General features: G+C 38.1%; 3 protein-coding genes. 1 reads left to right on the plus strand and 2 read right to left on the minus strand.

Features of this window, described 5'->3' with window-relative positions; all coding sequences use genetic code 11:
* Positions 1 to 212 precede the first annotated feature (212 nt).
* Positions 213 to 2,456, minus strand: a complete 2,244-nt coding sequence (locus AC52RT_RS09050) for a cyanophycin synthetase family protein (protein ID WP_495540435.1) — start codon at positions 2,454 to 2,456, stop codon at positions 213 to 215.
* Positions 2,457 to 2,752: 296 nt separating this feature from the next.
* Here AC52RT_RS09050 and AC52RT_RS09055 point away from each other — a divergent pair, with 296 nt between their 5' ends.
* Complete coding sequence (locus tag AC52RT_RS09055; RefSeq protein WP_340849247.1) at positions 2,753 to 3,175, plus strand: pyridoxamine 5'-phosphate oxidase family protein; 423 nt, start codon at positions 2,753 to 2,755, stop codon at positions 3,173 to 3,175.
* A 52-nt stretch (positions 3,176 to 3,227) separates the two neighbouring features.
* Here AC52RT_RS09055 and AC52RT_RS09060 read toward each other — a convergent pair whose 3' ends face one another.
* Positions 3,228 to 4,265 carry a M42 family metallopeptidase gene (locus tag AC52RT_RS09060; protein ID WP_495540436.1) on the minus strand — a complete coding sequence of 346 codons (1,038 nt, stop codon included), beginning with the start codon at positions 4,263 to 4,265 and terminating at the stop codon, positions 3,228 to 3,230.
* Positions 4,266 to 4,298: the final 33 nt, after the last annotated feature.

A 4,298-nucleotide genomic window follows, 5' to 3' on the forward strand; every position in this document is an offset into this window, starting at 1 on the left:
AGCAATATTCATTTATTTTTACGGTTTTTTGATATAAAAAAAGGAAGAAAGGCGGGTGTAATATTAGAAAAAGGTCGGATTGTAGGAGAAATGATAATTATTTATAAGCTTTTTAATTACATAAAAGTCTCTTACTAGGCCAAATTAATCTACTGCGGTTCTATCTCTAAAAACAAAAAAATCAGTACCTGTTCAGTACTGATCGTCTACTTCTATAGGGATAGTTTTTTACTTAGTGCTGCTTGTGGAATTTCTTGCAGCTCCTCTGGATTCCCTACCAGTTTATAGATTGACTTTGCCTTACTAGTGTATAATGTCGACTCTGCGTAAATGTTATTTGTAGATTTACTCGATTGTGAAGGATGTTTTTGTTGGTTAAAACGCAACGCTTTTCCACGTAATTCTTCCAAAGATATACCATGAGAGTGTGCTGCTGCTAGTGCTTGTAACAATTGTTCTACGGTCTGTTTAGATGCTGCACTAGGAAGCGCCTGTAAAGGTAGAAAACGGCGATGTGTACGCTCCTTTGTATAGATAATCCATCCCTCGTTATCTATAAACCAAGCAGCCCTCCCAGAACTAATTGCTCGATCAATGACTGAGTTTTCTTCAGTTGAGATGACGATTACCTCTGCTTTCGCCGTTTGTGATAATTCCTCAATATATACATCATTCGCATTCAGAATACACGTTCCTGTTTCGATCACCATTTCGGCGACCAACGATTTCATTCTTACATCTTCAAGTTTCTGGTTTTCAATAGTAGAATACATGCTTATAATTCCAATATCACAATTACAAAATGGAAGTCCCTCATCAATGATAGTTTTCGAATTCAATTCTATTACTGCTAGATCCACGAAAGGATTAGTCAATATCGAACCAGGGTCTTGATCAGGCTGAGGTTCTCTATCTAATGATCGGTCTTTGTACATTACTCCCACTTTAACGTCATCCTTTTCAAGGATGTATTTTAACAGTTTGGTGGTTAGGTTATCGCTGCTTTCCCCAATCATTGCAATAACTGGAATCACCGCATCTTCTCTATTTGTAAATAAATAATCGATAATCGCCCTCCCCGCATCCCGTGGTTTCCCTTCAACGGGATAATGATGCATTCGAATGTTTGGATTTGCATGAACGTCACTAATGATTATTTCACCCAGCGGGGCAGAAATATCTTGACAGATAATATCTACTCCCGCGATATCAAGACCAACAGCCTTAGCAGCGGTAATACCAAGCTTCTCAATAGATGGATGTACTTGGTCGGTTATATCAACCGCATGACCACCAGTTTCTATATGAACATCTCCCATTACCTGTATAACTTGACCATTCGATGGCACAGATTGCAGAGAGAGTTCACTTTTTTCTAGGAAACAGGTCAAACTATGATCAAGAGGAATCTTTGACATCGGTTTATTAAGTCCTTCTCCTCTTAATGGGTTTTTATTTTCTTCTTCAATCAATTGCTGGATCGTATCCTTTCCATTCCCAATGATGTATGGGGCGACACGATGACTTGCAGCTGCCATCTTACCATCAATAATAAGCAAACGAAAATCATTCCCGGTATAATGGCGCTCTAATAGATATGTCTTGATCCGGGGATCCTGGCAGTTAACCACATTAAATAGCTCTTGCCGATTTTTTATATTAGTGATTGTTTTACCTAAACGTCTCTCAAGCGGTTTGATAACCAGTGGAAAACCTAAATAATCAGCACCGCTGAATATCTCCTCAATCGTATGAACAATGAGTCCATCGGGAACGGGCAGTTGAACCAATCTTAGTAAATCCTTTGTAGATTGCCTATTTGAGGCGTTTTCAACAGAAATATATTTTGTTTCACTGGTAATAGTCCCTTTAACATATTTCTGTTTAGAACCCGTACCTAAGCGAAGCATCTCTGAGTCCATTCGATTAACCGGAATTAATGCATGTTCCGCCGCATTATATATTGCTTCAGTACTATGATTAAGCTTATATGTAAGATATAACCTTGCTGTATGATCTATATACTCCTTAAGCTCAACTGGGCTCTGATTATTTATTAACCTATTCACCAACTCCAATGCGGCTTTAAACGCATATATTCCTGAATGCGTCTCTTTATATTCGTAAATCACCTCGTATATTCCTGTATTATTAGTCATAATTGTCTTACTGCTGCTAACATCGATTCCAGCAGCTTGCTGAATGATGATTGTCAGATGTTCAAGAATAGGGCCCATTAAGATCCCGCCCTTCAACCGTTTGCTTAACTTCTCTTGATATTGCCGGGAAATGTCGTGTTCTGAATCAGACAGGCAGGCACGCAGGAGCTTCGTAAACCCTGGGAGTGAATCCGAAGATTGGTATTCCAGGTCTCCTACATCAAGTTCAATACATATCGAGGGTTTAATTGAATAAAGACTTGGACCCTTATAATAGTTGACTCGATTAATCTTCATCACTTTATCTCCTTTTACGTTTCAATTTTATGAGGGCATGATTGACTACCATACGCTTATCCGATTATATTCTGATATGAGGATGCATATTCGAAGTAATAGTATATCTATTTTACCACTTCCTTCCTTCCCTAAAACTCATATGACAATACCTCTCAATAACTTACAGTTTCCCTTATAGATACAGATTTTTAATACCAAAAATAAGACAAGTTTCTTAACCCACACATTTATTTGTTTAGGTTTAGAGATATTGAGGAAAAGTAACAGTATTACAAAATAAGGGAGTGGCTGTTATGGAACAATCTCAAGTAAAAGATAAAATACTTAAGGTATTAAAAGAAGATTTTGTTGGCGTCCTTTCTACGGTCGAGAATGATAAACCATATTCACGCTATATGACTTTCTTCAATGACGAATTAACATTGTATACCGCTACAAGTGCAGAGACGGAAAAAGTAGATGAAATTGAAAAAAACCGAAATGTTCATATCTTATTAGGATATAACGGTGAAGGATTTGGCGATTCATACGTAGAGATCAGCGGAACATCTGAGGTAAGTGATTCGCCTGAATTAAAGAAAAAGGTCTGGAATGAGCATCTAAAAAGCTGGTTTGATGGACCTGAAGACCCAACCTTTGTCGTTTTACAGATTAAACCTTCTACGATAAGGCTGATGAACAATAATGGAGAACCACCTGAGGAACTTACTCTATAATTTTGACATCATTGAAAAAGGCCTGTCCAAGTTTTTTGGGCAGGCCTACTTCTTAAACTAAATCCGATTGAAGATAATAATACAGTAAATCTGCTGTATGGCGAAGTGAAGAGATATGAGTTCGTTCTAATGCATGAGACGCATCGATGCCTGCACCAATTAAGCCATGTACAATATCATAACCTGCCCGAATGGCAGCAGAAGCATCTGAGCCATAGTAAGGATATATATCAACTTGGTAATCCACGTTATTATCCTTAGCCAGCTGCACTAGATGCTGACGCAAACGATAATTATAAGGCCCAGATGAATCTTTTGCACAAATGGATACACTGTATTCATCAGTTGCTTGCCCATCTCCTATGGCCCCCATATCAACAGCTAAATATTCAACCGTTTCAACGGGTATGTTCGAGTTTCCTCCATAGCCTATTTCTTCATTATTTGATATCAAGAAATGAGTTGTATACGGTAATACAAGATCCTTTTCTTTAATCAGTCCTATTAAATGCAAAAGAATCCCGACACTTGCTTTATCATCCAGATGTCTTGATTTAAGAAAGCCGCTTTCCGTTTCCTCTACTCTAGGATCAAAAGAAATAAAATCTCCAACAGATATACCCAACTCTTCGGTATCTTTCTTTTTCCTCACTGGTTCATCCAAACGTACCTCCATGGTAGAATCATCCCTTTTTGCTTCACCAGCATTTTTATAAACATGTACTGATGTTTGATTAACGAGGATAGTACCTGTAAATACCTTACCGTCAGCAGTATGAATCTTACAATATTCTCCTTCTACCGCATTCCATCGGAATCCGCCAATCATGGTCAACTTCAACCTTCCATCCGGTTTAATTTCCTTCACCATTGCACCAAGCGTATCTACATGTGCGGTTATTAACCTGTGTTTATCCTGATTGTCCCCCTGAAGTGTAGCTAATAATGCCCCTTTATTTGTAATCAGGTATGGCACGTTCTTACTTTCCAAAATGTTTGCGACAAAAGCGATTACATCTTCTGTATAACCTGATGGACTTGGAATAGAAACCAAGTCTTTTATGTAGGTAACAATCTCTTGTTCATTAATTACTGACACACCGTCATCTCCCTCTTCATATGT

The organism is Peribacillus sp. (assembly GCF_059453735.1).